This is a genomic window from Rhodococcus ruitaii (assembly GCF_055230935.1).
Map to the genome: position 1 here is coordinate 244,456 of NZ_JBUYWC010000008.1, position 16,477 is coordinate 260,932.

At 65.4% G+C, this 16,477-nt stretch carries 14 protein-coding genes and 1 tRNA gene; 7 read left to right on the plus strand and 8 right to left on the minus strand.

Features of this window, described 5'->3' with window-relative positions; all coding sequences use genetic code 11:
- Positions 1-34: 34 nt before the first annotated feature.
- From ftsE to prfB, 4 genes are all read right to left on the minus strand, one after another.
- Entirely contained in the window at positions 35-724 is a 690-nt protein-coding gene (gene ftsE, locus ACZI8W_RS12555; RefSeq protein WP_463368813.1) for a cell division ATP-binding protein FtsE, read from the minus strand.
- A gap of 31 nt (positions 725-755) precedes the next feature.
- Positions 756-1,199, minus strand: coding sequence for an Rv3103c transmembrane domain-containing protein (locus ACZI8W_RS12560; RefSeq protein ID WP_463368814.1), 444 nt, complete (start codon positions 1,197-1,199; stop codon positions 756-758).
- A complete protein-coding gene (locus ACZI8W_RS12565; RefSeq protein WP_463368815.1) occupies positions 1,196-2,032 on the minus strand; it encodes a mechanosensitive ion channel family protein in 837 nt (278 codons plus the stop codon). Before ACZI8W_RS12565 ends, ACZI8W_RS12560 begins: the two co-directional genes overlap by 4 nt.
- Before the next feature lie 105 nt (positions 2,033-2,137).
- Positions 2,138-3,256 (minus strand): peptide chain release factor 2, encoded by a 1,119-nt coding sequence (prfB, locus tag ACZI8W_RS12570; RefSeq protein WP_463368816.1) that lies wholly within the window; start codon positions 3,254-3,256, stop codon positions 2,138-2,140.
- 39 nt (positions 3,257-3,295) lie between these two features.
- Between prfB and hisN the strand changes: the two genes are divergently transcribed.
- The 3 genes from hisN (at position 3,296) to ACZI8W_RS12585 (ending at position 6,865) form a co-directional block, all read left to right on the plus strand.
- Positions 3,296-4,084, plus strand: a complete 789-nt coding sequence (gene hisN, locus ACZI8W_RS12575; RefSeq protein ID WP_463368817.1) for a histidinol-phosphatase — start codon at positions 3,296-3,298, stop codon at positions 4,082-4,084.
- Between the two features lie 148 nt (positions 4,085-4,232).
- On the plus strand, positions 4,233-5,624 hold the full coding sequence (locus ACZI8W_RS12580) for an acyl-CoA dehydrogenase family protein (protein ID WP_463368818.1): 1,392 nt from the start codon (positions 4,233-4,235) through the stop codon (positions 5,622-5,624).
- 29 nt (positions 5,625-5,653) lie between these two features.
- Positions 5,654-6,865 (plus strand): acyl-CoA dehydrogenase family protein, encoded by a 1,212-nt coding sequence (locus tag ACZI8W_RS12585; protein WP_463368819.1) that lies wholly within the window; start codon positions 5,654-5,656, stop codon positions 6,863-6,865.
- 177 nt (positions 6,866-7,042) lie between these two features.
- Here the strand turns inward: ACZI8W_RS12585 and ACZI8W_RS12590 are convergent.
- Positions 7,043-7,119, minus strand: a tRNA-Met gene (locus ACZI8W_RS12590).
- A gap of 214 nt (positions 7,120-7,333) precedes the next feature.
- Complete coding sequence (locus ACZI8W_RS12595) at positions 7,334-10,363, minus strand: UPF0182 family protein (protein WP_463368820.1); 3,030 nt, start codon at positions 10,361-10,363, stop codon at positions 7,334-7,336.
- 165 nt (positions 10,364-10,528) lie between these two features.
- On the opposite strand from ACZI8W_RS12595, the gene ACZI8W_RS12600 reads away from it, so the two are divergent.
- Entirely contained in the window at positions 10,529-11,128 is a 600-nt protein-coding gene (locus ACZI8W_RS12600; RefSeq protein WP_463368821.1) for a PPA1309 family protein, read from the plus strand.
- A 52-nt stretch (positions 11,129-11,180) separates the two neighbouring features.
- Here ACZI8W_RS12600 and ACZI8W_RS12605 read toward each other — a convergent pair whose 3' ends face one another.
- A complete protein-coding gene (locus tag ACZI8W_RS12605) occupies positions 11,181-12,206 on the minus strand; it encodes a YlbL family protein (RefSeq protein ID WP_463368822.1) in 1,026 nt (341 codons plus the stop codon).
- 87 nt (positions 12,207-12,293) lie between these two features.
- Here ACZI8W_RS12605 and ACZI8W_RS12610 point away from each other — a divergent pair, with 87 nt between their 5' ends.
- The 3 genes from ACZI8W_RS12610 (at position 12,294) to ACZI8W_RS12620 (ending at position 16,081) form a co-directional block, all read left to right on the plus strand.
- A complete protein-coding gene (locus ACZI8W_RS12610; protein ID WP_463368823.1) occupies positions 12,294-13,721 on the plus strand; it encodes a zinc-dependent metalloprotease in 1,428 nt (475 codons plus the stop codon).
- Positions 13,722-13,815: 94 nt separating this feature from the next.
- Entirely contained in the window at positions 13,816-14,715 is a 900-nt protein-coding gene (locus ACZI8W_RS12615) for a TOMM precursor leader peptide-binding protein (RefSeq protein ID WP_463368824.1), read from the plus strand.
- Between the two features lie 40 nt (positions 14,716-14,755).
- Positions 14,756-16,081: an ABC1 kinase family protein gene (locus ACZI8W_RS12620; protein WP_463368825.1), complete on the plus strand. Its 1,326-nt coding sequence runs from the start codon at positions 14,756-14,758 to the stop codon at positions 16,079-16,081.
- Positions 16,082-16,126: 45 nt separating this feature from the next.
- Here the strand turns inward: ACZI8W_RS12620 and ACZI8W_RS12625 are convergent, their stop codons facing one another.
- Positions 16,127-16,438 (minus strand): WhiB family transcriptional regulator, encoded by a 312-nt coding sequence (locus ACZI8W_RS12625; protein ID WP_463368879.1) that lies wholly within the window; start codon positions 16,436-16,438, stop codon positions 16,127-16,129.
- Between the last annotated feature and the right edge of the window lie 39 nt (positions 16,439-16,477).

A 16,477-nucleotide genomic window follows, 5' to 3' on the forward strand; every position in this document is an offset into this window, starting at 1 on the left:
GCCGGATAGACGGGTCTCGGAACGGACGACCGGGTCAGCGACCCACGCCGTACACACCACGGGCTTCGTCGCGGACCACCCGGCCCAGGTCGAGTTCGACGACGCGCCGCCGCATCGCATCCACGATGTGGTGATCGTGGGTGGCCATGAGCACGGTGGTGCCGGTGCGGTTGATGCGTTCGAGAAGCAGCATGATGTCCTGGCTGGTCTCGGGGTCGAGGTTGCCGGTGGGCTCGTCGGCCAGCAGTACCAGCGGCCGATTCACGAATGCCCGGGCGATCGCGACACGCTGCTGCTCACCGCCCGAGAGTTCAGTGGGCAAACGCCCCGCCTTGCCGGACAATCCGACCAGTTCGAGGACTTCGGGCACGGTGCGTTCGATCACGGAACGGGGTTTGCCGATGACCTCGAGCGCGAAGGAGATGTTCTCCGCCACGGTCTTGCGCTGCAACAGGCGGAAATCCTGGAAGACGCAACCGAGGTTCTGGCGCAGTTTCGGTACACGTCGCGCCGACAGTTTGTTCACGTGGAAGTCCGCGACGTGGATCTCGCCGCCGGTGGGGGTCTCCTCCCTCAGCAGAAGGCGCATGAATGTCGACTTGCCGGACCCGGACGGCCCGATGAGGAAGACGAACTCCCCTTTGCCCACCTCGACGGACACGCCGTCGAGGGCGGGCCGGGTCGACGTCTTGTAGGACTTGGACACATTTTCCAGGCGGATCACGACGCCATGCTAGCCGTTACCCGAAAGTGACCTACTGTCCCGGTTCCCCGGTCTGCTCCGTTCCCGATTCTCCATCGAAACCCGGGAGTCCCGGAATCACCGGCAATCGGAAAGGATTCGCATCGGTCGTGGTGACAGTGGGTTGCTGTGTACCGGTATCGGGTGTGGGCGTGTCGCCCTGCGTCGTGGGCGTCTCTCCCGGTGTCGTCGTGACGGTGGGCGAACCTGTCGGGGCAGCCTCCGTGGTCGTCGGATACCACTGCTCGGAGGTGTTCTCGGACGGCGTGTAGGGGACGTACGGGGTCTCGGAGATGAACACAGCACCAGCAGGAGCGTCCTCGGGCTGGTTGAGAAACAGATGCGTCGCCCCGAGCGCGAGCCACACCAGGCACAGCACGATGGTGCCGGTGCGGACACGCCCGTTGAACACATGGGTCGGGATCCGTACGCGGCGGGAACCCTGGTCGTCCGTCACGGTTCCTCCGATCGTTCGACGACACTCACGGTGTCGAGCTGCGGGCTCACCGTGATCCCCTTCGCACGCAAGGCGCCGGCGATCCGGGCACGCAGCAGGCGACCTACCTGGAACTGCTTCCCCGGCAGGGTACGGGCCACCATACGCACACTGACCTGGTCGACCTCGAGGCTCTCGACACCCATGACGCTGGGCTGGTCCAGCAGGAGTTCGCGCACCCGCGGTTCCTCGTAGGCGGCGATGCCGACATCTCGGAGGATGTCGTTGACCACACCGATGTCGGCACTGACCGGGATGGGCACATCGACAACAGCACGTGCCCAATCCTTCGACAGATTGATGGCCTTGTTGATCTGGCCGTTGGGCACGGTGATCACCTCACCTGCGGTGCTGCGGACCCGCGTCACACGAAGGGTGACGTCCTCGACGGTCCCGACAGCATCCTCGGACGACCCCGTGACCGAGATCTGCACCGTGTCGCCGAAACCGTATTGGCGTTCGGTGATGATGAAGAAGCCGGCGAGGATGTCCTGAACGATGCGCTGCGCACCGAAACCGAGCGCTGCACCCAACACGGTGGCCGGGGCAACGAGAGAGCCGATCGGCAGGCTGAGGTAGTCGAAGACCTTGAGCGTCGCGATGATGTACACGAACGCGATCACGATCCAGGTGACGACCTGTGCCACCGAATGCCGATGTTTCGTGGCCTCCGAGCGCACCAGATCCTCGGACAGCCGGTAGCGATCATCGATCCGTCGAGTCACCCGGTCACCGACCCACGCCACGAACCGCGCGATGATGACGGAGCCCAGGATCGTCAGGGCAATCAGCAAGCCCTTGGAGGTAACCCAGTTCAGCAGGGTTTCCGTAGGAAACAGAGTTCCTCCCCTCCGGAGGCAGACCCGAGCCAGGACATACGAGGTCCCGGACCTACTGGTTCACGCCCGCTGTTCTTCGCTCATCCGCCAGCGGATCCCGGCTTCGAGGAAACCGTCGATGTCGCCGTCGAGCACTGTGGACGGGTTGTTGACCTCGAACTCGGTGCGCAGGTCCTTGACCATCTGGTACGGGTGCAGCACGTAGGAGCGCATCTGGTTACCCCAGGAGCTTCCGCCGTCGCCCTTGAGCGCATCCATCTCGGCGCGCTCTTCCTGACGTTTGCGCTCGAGGAGCTTCGCCTGCAGGACGCGCATTGCCGCGACCTTGTTCTGCAGCTGCGATTTCTCGTTCTGACAAGTGACGACGATGCCGGTGGGGACGTGCGTCAGGCGTACGGCGGAATCGGTGGTGTTGACCGACTGCCCACCCGGGCCGGACGAACGGTACACATCGACGCGGACGTCGTTCTCGTCGATGTCGATGTGGTCGGTCGTCTCGACCACCGGCAGCACCTCGACCTCGGCGAACGATGTCTGCCGCCGGCCCTGGTTGTCGAACGGGCTGATGCGGACGAGCCGATGCGTGCCCATCTCGACCGACAGGGTCCCGTAGGTGTAGGGCGCCTTGATCGCGAAGGTGGCCGACTTGATGCCGGCTTCTTCGGCATAGGAGGTGTCGTAGACCTCGACACCGTAGCCGTGTTTGTCGGCCCAGCGGATGTACATGCGCATCAGCATCTCGGCCCAATCCGCGGCATCGACTCCACCGGCACCAGCGCGGATGTTGACGAGTGCGTCGCGCTGGTCGTACTCGCCCGACAGCAGCGTCCGCACCTCCATCGCCTCGATATCGGTGCGCAGGCTCTCGCGCTCGGAGTCGGCGTCGGCGAGCGCGGATGCCTTGGCGTCACCCTCTTCGTCGTCGGCGAGCTCGTAGAGCACCGGCAGATCCTCGAGACGCTGCCGCAACTCCTCGACTCGACGCAGTTCGCTCTGTGCGTGGGAGAGCTGGCTGGTGACCTGCTGGGCGTGTTCCTGGTCGTTCCAGAGGTCGGGATCCGCGGCCTGGTGTTCGAGCTCGTCGATTCGACGACGGAGTTCTTCCACATCGAGAACCGACTCCACTGTCTGGAGGGTCGTAGCGAGCTCGGCCAGGTCTGCGGAAACATCGGGGTGCACGATTCTCTAGGCTACCGGCTAGCGGATAGCGTCTGACGCATGGCCACCGACTACACCGCCGATCTCGATCTCGCTCTGCGCCTCGCCGACGCCGCCGACGCACTCACCCGCGACCGTTTCGGCGCGCTGGATCTGAAAGTCGATGACAAACCCGATCTGACGCCGGTGTCCGACGCCGATCTCGCGGTGGAACGTCTGATCCGCGGCACACTCGCCTCCGAGCGACCGGGCGACGCAATCCTGGGCGAGGAGTTCGGGGGTGATCCGGTATTCGAAGGGCGGCAGTGGGTGGTCGATCCGATCGACGGCACCAAGAACTTCGTGCGGGGCGTGCCCGTGTGGGCGAGCCTCATCTCGCTGCTCGTCGACGGGGTGCCGGTCGTGGGCGTGATCAGCGCTCCGGCGCTCAACCGCCGGTGGTGGGCCTGCTCGGGCTTCGGCTCGTGGACGTCGCACGACGGCGGAGAGCCGCGCCTCATCACCGTCTCCGACGTGCGTTCGCTCGGGTCGGCCTCGTTGAGCTTCTCGAGCCTGTCGGGCTGGAAGGACCGCAACATCCGCGATCGGTTCATCGCCCTGACGGATGAGGTGTGGCGCGTGCGCGCGTACGGCGACTTCTTCTCCTATTGCCTCCTGGCGGAGGGCGCGCTCGAGATCGCCCTCGAACCCGAGGTGTCACTGTGGGATCTGGCGGCGCTCGACGTACTCGTCCGCGAGGCAGGTGGTGTGTTCACGAATCTCGACGGCACGGCGGGACCGCACGGCGGAAGTGCCGTCGCAACCAACACCTCGCTTCACGACCAGGTCCTCACCCGGTTGAATTCCTGACCCTCATCCGAGACCGCCTGCACTGCGCCTCACCTGCAGTGCGGGCGGTCTCGACGTGCCGAATTCACGTGGACCTACTTGGAAGTAGACACCAACCTTACTCCAGAGTAAGGTTGGTGGTCGTCCGCTCCGATACAAGAAACTTCTGGTGATCATGAGCAAGCAAGACAGTGTGGCCCGGAATACCCCCCGCGACACGTCCGCCGTCGGTCTCAACCCGATCAAGCGGGACGCGATGGGAGCAGCGATGCGCGTGCTCACGCGGATCACCGGCTCCGAACTCGCCGACCGCTACAACTTCCGGCAGACGATCGACCGCGTGACGTACGAGTCCACGAAAACCGGCTTCAAAACCCTCGGCGCCGCGACCCGCACCTTCAAGAAGGTGTCCGGAGGCAAGGGCCCCGAGCGTCTCTCCACCGCGAAGAACGCCGACTACTTCGATCTCACCCCCACCGACGACCAGCAGATGATCGCGGAGACGGTGCGTGAGTTCGCCGGCGAAATCCTGCGTCCGGCCGCGCGCGACGCCGACGAGGTTGCAGCCGCGCCCGCCGACCTGCTCGCACGCGCTGCCGAACTCGGCATCACGCTCGTCAACGTGCCCGAGGCGTTCGACGGCGCCGCCACCGAACGCGGGGTCGTGACCAACAGCCTGGTCGCCGAAGCTCTCGCGCACGGCGACATGGGTCTCGCACTGCCGATCCTCGCGCCGAGCGGCGTCGCCGTAGCACTGACCGAGTGGGGCACCGACGAGCAACAGAAGACCTACCTGCCCGCCTTCGCCGGCGAAGATGTTCCGCAGGCATCCGTCGTCATCGCCGAGCCCCGCGCACTGTTCGACCCGTTCGCGCTGCACACGAAGGCCGTACGCTCCCCGAGCGGGTACCGGCTCAACGGCGTCAAGGCCCTCGTTCCGGCAGCAGGCAGCGCCGAACTGTTCATCGTGGCCGCGGAACTCGACGGCAAGCCGGCCTTCTTCATCGTCGAGGCCAAGAACAAGGGCGTCGTCATCGAAGCCGACCCGAGCATGGGCCTGCGGGCCGCCGGACTCGGCCGTCTCCTGCTGGAGGATGTCGCAGTGCCACAATCGGCCCTGCTCGGCGACGAGAAACCGGACGTCCGCGCAGAGCAGTACGCCGACGCAGTGCGGCTGTCGCGTCTCGGCTGGGCGTCGCTCGCCATCGGCACCGGCCAAGCTGTCCTCGATTACGTCGTACCGTACGTGAACGAGCGGGAGGCATTCGGCGAGCCGATCAGCCACCGTCAGGCAGTCGCGTTCATGGTCGCGAACATCAAGATCGAACTCGACGGACTGCGACTCGTCACACTGCGCGGCGCTGCCCGGGCCGAGCAGGGCCTCTCGTTCGCCCGCGAGGCCGCGCTCGCCCGCAAGCTCGCGGCAGACAAGGGAATGCAGATCGGCCTCGACGGCGTCCAGTTGCTCGGCGGCCACGGCTTCACCAAGGAACATCCCGTCGAGCGTTGGTACCGCGACCTGCGCGCCATCGGCGTCGCCGAGGGCGTCGTCCTCGTCTGAGCGGCCCGGACACACACAAGGAACCTGTGATGATCAATCTCGAACTTCCCAAGAAGCTCAAGGCTTCCGCGAATCAGGCCCACCAGGTCGCTGCCGAGATCTTCCGGCCGGTCTCCCGCAAGTACGATCTCGCCGAACACGAGTACCCCGTGGAACTCGACACGATGGCGGCAATGGTCGAGGCGCTCAACGATTCCGGGCAGGGCGCTGCCGGCGCGACACTCGGACGCGACGACAAAGCCAAGGAGCCCAGCGGCAACAATGCCAACGGCGGCAACATGGCCGGACTCCTCAATGTCATCGAAACCTGCTGGGGCGACGTCGGGTTGACGCTGTCCATCCCGTACCAAGGCCTCGGCAACTCGGCTCTTGCAGCGGTCGCGACCGACGAGCAACTCGAACGTTTCGGCAAGGCGTGGGCATCGATGGCCATCACCGAACCCGGCTTCGGGTCGGACTCGGCCGCCGTCACCACCACCGCCGTCCTCGACGGCGACGAGTGGGTCCTCAACGGCGAGAAGATCTTCGTCACTTCCGGCGAGCGTTCGTCCCACGTCGTCGTGTGGGCGTCGGTGGACAAAACGAAGGGCCGGGCCGCGATCAAGTCGTTCGTCGTCCCGCGCGACGCTCCCGGGCTGAGTGTCGCCCGGCTCGAGCACAAGCTCGGCATCAAGGCATCCGACACCGCGGTGCTGCTGTTCCAGGACTGCCGCATACCCAAGGACAACGTCCTCGGGTCGCCCGAGGTCAACGTCGAGAAGGGGTTCGCGGGGGTCATGCAGACCTTCGACAACACCCGCCCGATCGTCGCCGGAATGGCGATCGGCCTCGGTCGTGCCGCACTCGAAGAGCTACGCGGCATCCTGTCCGAGGCAGGCGTCGAGGTCAGCTACGACATTCCGGCGAACAACCAGCACGCAGCTGCCGCCGAATTCCTCGCGCTCGAAGCAGATTGGGAAGCCGCCTACCTGCTCGCATTGCGGGCGACGTGGATGGCCGACAACAAGAAGCCGAATTCGCTCGAGGCGTCGATCTCGAAGGCGAAGGCCGGTCGCACCGGTACCGCCGTGTCGCTCAAAGCCGTCGAGCTCGCGGGCACCTACGGATACTCGGAGCGTCCGTTGCTGGAGAAGTGGGCACGTGATTCGAAGATTCTCGACATCTTCGAGGGCACACAGCAGATCCAGCAGCTGATCGTGGCCCGCCGAGTACTCGGCAAGTCGTCCTCCGAACTGAAGTAGTTCTTCGGAGGCCCATCGGGGATGGAGCGAAGCCCTCGCCACCGCTGCAGGTGGCGAGGGCTTCGTCGCACCGGGTCGATCATCGATCCTTCTTTTCGGGCCTATGACCCCTCAGCCTCTTTCCCCTCGACGGGCAAAAGAAAGGTCCGGAACGGCCATGACCGTTCCGGACCTTCATGGTAGCGGGGACAGGATTTGAACCTGCGACCTCTGGGTTATGAGCCCAGCGAGCTACCGAACTGCTCCACCCCGCGTTGCAAGAACAAAGCTACACGAGCGGGGAAACGAAAGGCAAATCGCCTGGACATCCCCGCCTCCGACACGGAATTCGGTGACCTGCACCACTTTCCGGCCCTGAACCACTTCCGGCCATGCCCGCACCTACCGAGACATGACGACGTCGCGCCGATCGGCGCGACGTCGTCATCTCGTCACGTGGCGTGGCGCCACCGCGTGCACAGCCGGTGGTCAGCCCCCACTCGACTGGTAACCCTCGACGGCGCGCTGCACCCGGGCAAGAGCATTGCCGTACGCGTCGAAGTCACCACTGCGCTGCGCGTTGGCGAGATCGTCGAGTGCCGAATCGAGCTCGGTCACCGCGGCCTCACGACTCGCGGGCGGAACCGTCACAGGGGGCGTTCCGGGCTCCGGTTGCTGACTTCCGTCAGGCACCGCACCCTCTACGACCGTACCTCCCTCGATCGCTTCATCGCGAGTGTCGTCCTCGACCTCCGCGCTCGACACAGCCGAACCGCCCGGAGCTGTCGCGACATCACCGACGCCCGGCCCGAACACCTGATCCAGCGCCGCAGCCAGAGTGGGTGCGTAACCGATCCGCACGCCGCCACCGGCACCCGGCTCGCGGTAGCTGACCAGTACACGCGAGAGCTGCGGGAACGTCGATGTACTACCACCCGTCGCGTTGCGCTCGGTGTACATCGGCTGGACGTACAGAATGCCGCCTTCCGCGATCGGCAAAGTCAAGAGGTTGCCGTATTGGATCCGGTTGGATCTCTCGAGCAACGTCCGCTCCGACGCGACACGGGTGTCGGAGATCATCGCATTCTGCGTCTGTTCCGGACCGAATGTCTGGGTATCGGTCGGCAACCGCAGAATGTTGAACTGCCCGTAGTTCTCCGGGTCGGCCTCCACCGAAATGTAGGCGGACAGGAACTGTCGGTTGTAGCCCACCATGGCGGACGTCAGTCGGAATCTGGCGTCGGCGGTCTCCTCGTCACCCATCAGCAGGTAGTACGGCGGCTGATTGGCGCTGGTATCCACCGTCGGGTCCGCCGGAACCGACCAGAACGCATTGTTGGTGAAGAACTCGAGCGGTTCGTCGACGTGGTACTTCGCGAGCATCTCCCGTTGCACCTTGAACAGATCCTCGGGGTAGCGGAAGTGCGAACGGAGCTCGTCGGAGATCTGGTCCTCCGATGTCACGGCGTCCGGGAAGACTCCCATCCACGCGTTGAGGACGGGATCCTGCTCGTCGACCTGGTAGAGCGTGACGCTGCCGTCGTACGCATCGACGGTCGCCTTCACCGAGTTACGGATGTACGAGACCTCCTTGCGGGGCAGCAGGCGTCCGGTGTTCTGATCGATGCTGTCCTCGAGGAGACCTTCGAGCGAACTGCGCTGGGCGTACGGATAGTTGTCGAGCGTGGTGTACGCGTCGACGATCCACACGATGCGGCCGTCCACCGCTGCCGGGTAGGCATCGCCGTCGGCGGTGAGCCACGGCGCAACCTTCGTCACGCGCTCGCGCGGGTCGCGGTTGTACAGAATCTTCGATTCGCTGCCGATGGCGCTGGAGAAGAGAATGTTGCGCTCGGCGTATGTGGCGGCGAAAGCAAAGCGATTGATCCAGTTGCCGATGTCGACGCCACCCTCACCCGTATAGGTGTATGTCTCGGTGTCGGTGTCGTACTCACGGGGCGCTGAGCCCTCACTGCCACCGACGATCGCATAGTCGGGATCAGCCTCGGAGATCACCTCACCGAAGTAGATGCGTGGCTGGTCGACGGGAATGACCTGGTTGCCGGCCGCCTGGGACGCGAGGTCGCTGACCATGTAGACCGGGTAGCCGCTGTTGCTGTTCGCAGCCTCTTCCGCGGAGGTACTCGCCGCGGCATTCACGCGGTTCGCAGGAGCCGCGACGAGGCCGTTGCCGTGCGTGTACACGGTGTGGCGGTTGATCCAGTCGGTCTGGTTTCCGGTCAAGCTCGTGGGCGACAACTCACGAGCCGCGACGATGTAGTCCTCGACCCGGCCGTCGATCTCGTAGCGGTCGATATCCAGCGACTCGGGGTAGCCGTAGAAGTTCTTGAGCTGCGTCTGCTGGGTGAACGTTCGCGGCAGCACATTCGGATCGAGAAGGCGGGTGTTCGCAATCGTCGTGATGTCGGCCGGAACATCCTCGGGAGAGACCGTGCCCACCCCCGGATAGTCTTCGTACGTCACCTTGTCGTCGGTGATTCCGTATGCCTCACGCGTGGCCGCGATGTTCCGTTCGATGTACTCGCGTTCCTTCTCTGCGGCGTTCGGCCGGACCGAGAACTGCTCGACCATGAGCGGGTAGACCGCGCCGACGAGAATCGACGAGAGCACCAGCAGCGCCGTCGCCAGGGCCGGGATCCGCAGATCGCGGAACACGATCGCCGCGAAGAACGCGATCGCACAGATGATGGCGATCGCCGTGAGGATCAGCTTGCCGGGCAGCACCGCGTTGATGTCGGTGAATCCCGCGCCGCTGAACGTGGGTTCCTTCCGGCCACTCCACAGCAGTTCGTACCGGTCCAGCCAGTAGGCCACCGCCTTGAACGCGACGAACAGGCCGGCAAGGACGGCCAGCTGGATACGCGCCGCGTTGGAGATGTGGCCGCCGCTTCCGCCCCGGCCCGCGAGGCGGATTCCGCCGAAGATGTAATGCGTGACCAGGCTCGCGAAGAACGCCAGGATGATCGCGACGAACAGCCAATTGAGAACGAAACGGAAGAACGGCAGGTCGAACGCGTAGAATCCGACGTCCAACCCGAACTGCGGGTCGGTGGTTCCGAACGACCCCCCGTTGAAGAACATCTGGACCGTCACCCAGCTCGACTGGGCGATAAGGCCGGACAGCACTCCGATACCGATCGGGATGCCGAGTCCGAATGCGCGCATCCGCGACATGACCGTCGTCCGGTACCGCGCGATCGGGTCTCCGGGGCCGGCTGCGGGCACGAATACCGGTCGTGAACGATAGGCGAGGAGCAGCGCCAGCCACACCACCGCCGCCACCACGACACCGACGGCGAGGAACAACGCCACACGTGTCAGAAGGACTTTGACGTAAACGCTACGGAAATCGACGGACCCGAACCACAGCCAGTTGGTATAGGTATCCAGGATTCTCGGACCGAGAAGCAGCAACACGGCCACCACCAAGGCGAGAATCAACAGAGCTTTGCTCCGCTTGGTCAGACTCGGTACTCCGGTCGGGGGCCTCATGCCCACGTGCCACGCTCCCAACTCGTACGGCGACGCGGCGATCCGCGCCGTCTCCACCTCGTGTCACAACCCGGTGACCGTTTCGCCCTACTCTACGGAATCCGCGTCCAGTGAGTGCACCCGCCCGCTGCGGTGGATACATCGCGGACTCTCGAATGCCAGGATAGGCATGTGAACGATCCTCTTCGCGTCCCTTCCCCCGATGCGCTCTCGCATGCCGTCCACGAGATCATCGACTTTGTCGATGCAGAAGGCTGGGACCGGCCGCCAGTGATGTTCGCGCTGGTCCCCACCGCACTGCTCGCAGCCGCGGAACCCACCTTGAGCGACCAACTCGACGACGGCCGTGAGTACACGCCGATCGTCCAGGATCTGCTGCCCGACGACATCGAGGGTGGCGGTCCGGCACTGGACGAGTTCCTCGCGACCACCAGCTGGCCGGCCACCGTGTCCGGGTGCGCGCTCGTGCAGGAGATTGTCGTGCTCCCCCCGAACGCGGAAACCGATCAAAACGACGCGATGCTCCCGCGGCTCACCGACCGACACGCGGCCGACGACGCGGCGCTCGGCACCGCGCGAGCGCATTCCGGCCGTCGCGAGGCGCGCTTGATCACCGCGGTGCTGCGCGACGGCCCGTCGATGAGCCTGCTCGAGCTTCGTCCCACCGACGACGATCCGTTCGCGGGCGCCGAACTACGCATCGCCGACGATCTCGCGCCGAATGTCGTCGAGGCTCTGTATGCGACCCTCGAAGCCGCCGAGGACGACTGAACGCGTCTTCCTCCCCGACCGCCTCCGTATCGACCAGCCGCCCCCTGATCGATCAGCCGCAGGTGGGCGCGTCGCCACCAGACGAGACGGACGCGAGTGCGTCGATTGCGCCCTCGAGGGTCTCCACTTCGATCAGCCGGATATCGTCGGGCGTGTCGGACAGCGCTTCCGCGCAGTTGTCGGCCGGAACCAGGAAGAACTCGGCGCCGCCTTCCGCGGCCGCAGTCAGCTTGTGGGTGATACCGCCGATCGGCCCCACAACACCGTCGGAGTCGATGGTGCCGGTGCCCGCAACGAGTTTGCCCCCGTTCAGTTCGCCCGGGCTCAGCTTGTCTACGAGGGCAAGGCTGAACATCAGCCCCGCCGACGGGCCACCGACATCGGCGAGGTTGAACGAGACGGTGAACGGCACATCCGGAACCTCCTCGGTGCCGATTCCGAGAAAGCCTTTGTCCGGCTCGGTCGGGCGTCGTCCGACGACAACGGAGACGACCTCTTCGACCCCGTCACGTTCGATCGTGATCTCCACGTCGCTGCCCGGTACGGTATCGCCGACCGCGCGCTGGACTTGACCGGCAGTGCTGACCGCGTTGCCATCCACCGCAAGGATCCGGTCGCCTTCCTGGAGGAGATCCGCGGCCGGGGCGTCGTCGGCCACTTGCGCGACACGGAGGGTGACGGGCATGTCCAGGTAGTGGAGTGCCGCCAGTTCGGCGCTGCGTTCGGACTGCGCGAACTGTGCGTGATCTGCTGCCTTGACCTCGTCTTTGCTGCGGCTCGGCGGATACACCTGTTCACGCGGCGACAGACCGTAGCGGCCGCTGAACCAGGCCAGAACGGTCTGCGCCAGGGTCAGGTTGTCGGTGACACCGACCGTCGTCATCACGAGTTCACCGGTCGTGGGGTCAGGTTCGACACCCTCGATTTCGATGACCGGTGTCCCCTCGACGTCGCCGAGCGTGTCGAAGGTCGGCCCCGGACCGAGCGCAACGTAGGGCACGCGGACATTGAATGCCAGCACCGCGAGGACCACTACCGGGAGCAGAACGGCAAGGGGCATCACGAAGCGTCGATTCACCCGGCCAGGGTAGCGGGCACGCAGTGTTCGCGTTCAGCGTGACCACACCGCCCGTTTCCCCGCTCGGTCCCTTGTACCGTTGAGAGTATGAGCGACACGCCCTTCGGATTCTCGAATCCCGACGACGATCCCGACCGCAAGAAGGACGGGGGGTCCGGCAGCGGCGCAAGCGGCTCCGAGAGCGGATTCCCGTTCGGCTTCGGAGCCCCCGGCAGCGGCGGCGACAACCCGTTCGGTGCGCAGGGTTTCGATCCGTCCCAGCTCGGGCAGATGCTGAGCCAGTTCGGCCAGATGCTCAGCGGGATGGGCAGCGCGATGGGTACCGGCGACTCCGGGCCGGTCAATTACGACGTCGCCACCAAGCTGGCCCGCCAGCAGATCGGGTCGGTCACCCCGGTGTCCGCGGGTACCACCGATGCCGTCCGCGACGCGGCACGCCTCGCGGAGTTGTGGCTCGATGCTGCGACGACGTTGCCTGCCGGCGCCACCAAGGCTGTGGCCTGGACACCGGTCGACTGGCTCGACAACACGCTCGACACCTGGAAGCGTCTCGCCGACCCGATCGCCGAGCAGGTCAACGGCATGATGGTGCAGGGGCTTCCCGAGGAGGCCCGGGCGATGGTGGGGCCGATGATGGGCATGTTCGCCCAGATGGGCGGACTCGCATTCGGTTCGCAACTAGGCCAAGCCCTCGGGCAACTCTCGAAAGAAGTGCTCACCTCGACCGACATCGGGATCCCCCTCGGACCCGAGGGTACTGCGGCGCTGATGCCGGTGGCCGTCGAATCGTTCGGTGAGGGGCTCGAGCAACCGGCGCAGGAAGTGCTGGTGTTCCTTGCAGCACGCGAATCTGCCCACCAGCGCCTCTACAGCCACGTGCCGTGGTTGCGTCAGCGACTGCTCGGCGCTGTCGAAGAGTACGCACGCGGAATCAAGATGGACTTCTCGGCCATCGAAGATCTCGCGCAGGGCATCGACCCGGCAACGCTGACCGATCCTTCGAAGATCCAGGAGCTCCTGGGCCAGGGCGCGTTCGAACCCCAGACCACGCCGGAACAGAAGGCCGCACTCGAGCGTCTCGAGACCATGCTGGCGCTGGTCGAGGGCTGGGTCGAGATCGTCGTGTCGGACGCTCTCGGCGACCGCCTCCCGGGCGTGTCTGCGTTGAGCGAAACACTCCGCCGGCGGCGCGCCACGGGCGGACCCGCAGAACAGACCTTCGCATCGTTGGTGGGCCTCGAACTCCGGCCGCGGAAGCTGCGGGAGGCAGCCACGCTGTGGCGACGCCTCACCACCGATGCCGGAACGGATGCGCGCGACAAGGTCTGGGCACACCCGGACCTACTGCCGGACTCCTCCGACCTCGACAATCCCGCCGCGTTCGTCGACCGCGTGATCGGGGGCGGAACCGACGCGTTCGACGACCCCATCGCGCAGTTGAAGGCGACGATGGATCGCGAGAAGGCCGAGCGTGAGAAGGACTCGGACGACAAGAATCCCGACGAATCGAACTGAAACCTTCTTTACGCTGGTCACAAGGCGTGACACCTGTGGATAACCCGGCCTGAACGACCCCGGGTCAGTCGAGAGAGCTGGCACGCTTCCCGGTATGAGTAGTTCCGTTCGTATCGAAGCGGCGGTCGATGCCGACACACAGCACGGTCTCTTGTTCGATCCCGCACTGCTCGTGTTGAGACGCGCCGATGGTCGTGTGCAGCTGGGATGGGGGCCCGAGACCGCCCGCGTCGTCGTCCCACCCGAAGGTCTCGACGAATTCGACGTGCGTTCCGTCCTTCAGTTGCTGGACGGTCGGCACACGGACGACGAGGTCGTCGAGACTGCGGTCGAACGCGGCGCGGATGCCGCCGACGTTCGGTTGCTGCTCGACGACCTCGTCGCCACAGGGATCGTCCGGAAGTCTGCACCGCCACGGACCCGTGTCGCCCCCGAGCCCGCGCAGCGGATCCGGATCTACGGCGACGGTCCCCTCGCCGATGCACTGTGCACGCAGCTGTCGTTGCGGGACACCAAATGGCTCCGGGCCGGGAGGTACACCGGCGACGAACGTCTCCAGGAGGGTCTCGCCTGTGTGGTCCTCGCCGACATTCAGGTGCCCGATCCACTCGTGGTGCGCGACCTCATGCGGCACCGTGTGCCGCATCTGACGGTTCGTACGAGAGATGGGCGCGGGATCGTCGGGCCATTCGTCGTCCCGGGGCGTACGAGTTGTCTGCGATGTGCGGATCTGACCCGCACAGATCTCGATCCGTCATGGCCCGTCCTCGCCGCCCAGCTGTGGGATCGTCCCGTGCACGCCGAGCGCGCGGTGGTTCTCGCCACCGCTGCCATCGCGTTGGGAGAGCTCGATACAATTCTTGCCGGCTCCGTGTCTCTTGCCGGCTCCGTGTCTCCGGCTGTGGTCGATCACACCGTGGAAGTCGATCTGTCGTCGTACCGGTTGTCGAGGCGCCGCTGGTTTCGTCACCCGGACTGCGAGTGCTCCGGGTGAGTCCTCCCCCGGAGCTGGGGAGGATGCAGCTCGGTCAGGCATGATGGTGTGCGTGGCCGACATCCCTCGCAGAAGCTCTTCCCGCACCGCCAAACTCGCGAGCATCCCTCTGGGCATCGCGGGACGCGCCGCAGTGGGCTTCGGCAGGCGCTTGACCGGGGGCGATCGCGACGAGATCGACGCCGAGATGACAACGAAGGCTGCCGAGCAGTTGTTCACCGTGCTGGGCGAGCTCAAGGGTGGCGCCATGAAGCTCGGGCAAGCGCTCAGCGTGATGGAGGCTGCGGTACCCGAGGAGTTCGCCGAACCGTATCGAGAGGCCCTGACGAAACTCCAGGCGGAGGCTCCGCCTCTGCCTGCCAAGGCCGTGCATCACGTCCTCGACCAACAGCTCGGCACCAAGTGGCGCGAGCGTTTCACGTCGTTCGACGATGTTCCGACCGCGTCGGCGAGCATCGGCCAGGTTCATCGGGCGGTGTGGTCCGATGGCCGCGGTGTTGCCGTCAAGGTGCAGTACCCGGGCGCCGACGAAGCCCTGCGTGCAGACCTCAAGACGCTGTCGCGGTTCGCGAGCCTGTTTTCCACCGTGATGCCGGGTACCGATATCCGTGCAATCCTCGACGAACTCTCAGCGCGTACCGAGGAGGAACTCGACTACCGCACCGAGGCCGACAATCAGCGCGCCTTCGCGAAAGCGTTCGACGATGACCCGCAGTTCGTGGTGCCACGTGTGGTCGCGAGTGCCCCCAAAGTCACGGTGACCGAATGGCTCTCCGCCACTCCATTGTCGTCGATCATCACGGGCGGGACGCGGGAGCAACGTAATCGGGCGGGCGCCCTGCTCGCCGAGTTCCACTTCTCCTCGCCGGCACGAGTGGGGTTACTGCACAGCGATCCGCACCCGGGCAATTTCATGCTCCTCGAGGACGGGCGTCTCGGCGTCATCGATTTCGGTGCCACCGCAGCGATGCCGGACGGTTTCCCACCGGTACTGGGACGGATGGTCCGGCTGGCACTCGACGAACGGTTCGACGAGCTGACGCAACTGTTGTACGACAGCAAGTTCGTGTTACCCGGCCGGACGGTGACGGACCAGGAGATCGCCGACTATCTCCGTCCGTTCACCGACCCGATCCGAACCGAGTCGTTCCATTTCACCCGGTCCTGGCTGCAGCAAGCCGCGGGTGTGGCCACCGACTTCTCCGGTCCTCAGTTCCGGACTGCCCGCACGTTGAATCTTCCGCCCGAGTATCTGAGCATCTTCCGGGTTCTGTTGGGTTCGGTGGGGATCTGCGCTCAACTGGACGCATACGCGCCCTACATGCGGATCCTCACCGAGTGGCTGCCGGGATTCGCTGACAGGTGACCGTCCGGGCGGCCGGGGATGAGTTCCCGCGGCCGCCGGAGAGGTTCAAGCACACACCAATTCCTTGTCGGGGTCGGTGACGACGGGATGCTTGCGCGGACGCCCCCGAGGGCGCTTGCGTGCGACAACCGCCCCGCGGTCGAGAATTTCGCCACCCCACACTCCCCATGGCTCCTCGCGGTCGAGGGCGGCTGCGAGGCACCGCGAACGCACAGGGCATGCGGAACACAGTTCCTTGGCGCGTTCGAGGTCGGCGGGCGTCTCCGCGAACCACAGGTCCGGGTCGTCGTTGTGGCACGGCAGAATCCCGGCACGCGCACCGGTATCTCCGTCGGAATCGTGCGGGGCGGTCGACAGGGTGTCGCTCGGCACGAGAGCTCCTTTTCGATGGTTCGG

Bases quoted from the DNA above. Each gene is read 5' to 3' on its own strand.
- hisN (WP_463368817.1), top strand. From the start codon at position 3,296: ATGGCCACCGACTACACCGCCGATCTCGATCTCGCTCTGCGCCTCGCC.
- ACZI8W_RS12585 (WP_463368819.1), top strand. From the start codon at position 5,654: ATGATCAATCTCGAACTTCCCAAGAAGCTCAAGGCTTCCGCGAATCAG.
- ACZI8W_RS12610 (WP_463368823.1), top strand. From the start codon at position 12,294: ATGAGCGACACGCCCTTCGGATTCTCGAATCCCGACGACGATCCCGAC.
- ACZI8W_RS12615 (WP_463368824.1), top strand. From the start codon at position 13,816: ATGAGTAGTTCCGTTCGTATCGAAGCGGCGGTCGATGCCGACACACAG.
- ACZI8W_RS12620 (WP_463368825.1), top strand. From the start codon at position 14,756: ATGATGGTGTGCGTGGCCGACATCCCTCGCAGAAGCTCTTCCCGCACC.